This window comes from Massilia sp. CT11-108 (assembly GCF_047302915.1).
GTDB lineage: Bacteria > Pseudomonadota > Gammaproteobacteria > Burkholderiales > Burkholderiaceae_D > Telluria > Telluria orientalis.
In genome coordinates, this window is sequence record NZ_JBKYMO010000764.1 from 1 (window position 1) to 1875 (window position 1875).

Here is a 1875-nt window from a genome sequence, read left to right on the forward strand (position 1 = left end):
TTAAAAGACACAGCCCACGCTGCCGCCGATGGCGGCGCCGGCCAGTGCGCCCACGACCGTGTTCACCCCCCGATCGCCAGCCATTGCCGAGGTGGACACGGCAGCTGCGGCCAGGAGCATGGCACCAATGCATTTTTTCTTCAACATGGTTAGTTCCTTGCGCCTCAACGGGGATCGGGATGATCGCAACTACGCCAGGCATGCAATCATCATAGATACATCCGTGTATGCTGCCACGCGTTAATACAGATTATTACATCTGCTTCCGCCCCGGTAACATCGGTTACAGGCAGGCCTTGCAGTCGGCGTTCGCCGCCCCATCTTGGAAGCGTCATCGACTGTACGAACCTACCATGGCCCGTCGGCGTTCTTTCGTTTCCATCCTTGCCATCCTGGTGCTGTTGCACGCCTATATCGGCCTGCGGCTGTTGCCTGCGCTGGACGCCGGTGTCATCGGCATGCTGGCGGGGGTCGTGCTGCTCGCCGTGTCGGCCGCGCTCGTGCGCATCGGCCTCGTCGCGCCGAGCCTGCGCCGCACGCGCTGGACCGAACCGCTCACGTGGGCCGGGCTGCTCGCGATGGGTTTGTTTTCCTCGCTGTTCGTGCTGACGCTGCTGCGCGACCTCTTGCTGCTGGCGCTCGCGCTCGGCGGCGCGGGCGGGCCCGGCTTCACCCACGACAGCGCCGTCGCGGTCCCGCTGCTCGCACTGGCCATCACGTGCATCGGTTTCGTCAACGCCCGCCGCGTGGCGCGCGTCGTCAAGGTCGAGGTGCCGATCGACGGCCTGCCGGAAGACCTGCACGGGTATTCGATCGCGCAGATTTCCGACATCCACGTGGGCCCGACCATCCGCCGGCCTTACCTGAACGCCATCGTCACGAAGGTCAACGCGCTCAGGCCGGATGCCATCGCCATCACGGGCGACCTCGTCGACGGCAGCGTGCAGCGCCTGGCCCTGCACACGGAACCGCTGGCGCGCCTGTCCGCGCCGGACGGTACGTTCTTCGTCACCGGCAACCATGAATATTATTCCGGCGCCGAGCAATGGATCGCGGAAGTGCGCCGCCTGGGCCTGCGCGTGCTGCTGAACGAGCACGTGATCCGGCACCGGGGCGGAGCCAAGCTCATGATTGCCGGCGTCACGGATTACACGGCGCAGCATTTCAATCCCGCCCACAAGAGCGACCCGCACCTCGCCGCCGCGGGCGCGCCGGACGACGTCGCCGTGCGCATCCTGCTGGCCCACCAGCCGCGTACGGCGCCGGCCGCGGCCGACGCCGGCTTCGACCTGCAATTGTCCGGCCATACCCACGGCGGCCAGTTCTTCCCGTGGAATTTGTTCGTGCCGCTGCAGCAACCATTCGTCGCCGGCCTGAACCGCGTGCGCTCCCTGTGGGTGTACACGAGCCGCGGCACCGGGTACTGGGGGCCGCCGAAACGCTTCGGCGCGCCGTCCGAGATCACCCTCGTGCGCCTGGTGCCCGGCCGCGTGTGATTGAGTACGCCAATATATTTCCCCAAAAACAAGCGGATGCGTTATCGTTTTGGTTTTTCCACCGACCAAAGGATTGCAAGCATGAATCGCCTCCGTCTCCCCGCCTTGAGCCTGCTCGCCGCCTGCCTGATGGGCAGTACCGCGAACGCCGCCACTCCCGGTAATGATCCGGCCGCGCTCGCCAAGGTGCGCGATACGGCCTTGCAAAGCGATTACGCCTACCAGCGGCTGGAAGACCTGACGGACCTCGTCGGCCCGCGCCTGTCGGGTTCGCCCGGCGCCGCCGCCGCCGTGACGCAGGTCGCCGACGAGCTGCGCAAGCTGGGCGCCAAGGTCACGCTGCAACCGGTCAAGGTGCCGCACTGGGTGCGCGGCGAAG

The 1875-nt window shown here is 66.4% G+C and carries 2 protein-coding genes and 1 pseudogene; 2 read left to right on the top strand and 1 reads right to left on the bottom strand.

Annotation, left to right across the window (positions count from 1 at the left end):
- Positions 1-147 (bottom strand): hypothetical protein, encoded by a 147-nt coding sequence (locus ACEN88_RS30400; protein ID WP_413345715.1) that lies wholly within the window; start codon positions 145-147, stop codon positions 1-3.
- Positions 148-353: 206 nt separating this feature from the next.
- Here ACEN88_RS30400 and ACEN88_RS30405 point away from each other — a divergent pair, with 206 nt between their 5' ends.
- Both ACEN88_RS30405 and ACEN88_RS30410 read left to right on the top strand, forming a co-directional pair.
- The gene (locus ACEN88_RS30405) at positions 354-1496 is read left to right on the top strand and encodes a metallophosphoesterase (protein WP_413345717.1); all 1143 of its coding nucleotides are present in this window, start codon (positions 354-356) and stop codon (positions 1494-1496) included.
- A gap of 81 nt (positions 1497-1577) precedes the next feature.
- A pseudogene (locus ACEN88_RS30410) lies at positions 1578-1875 on the top strand (peptidase M28); the annotation flags it as partial.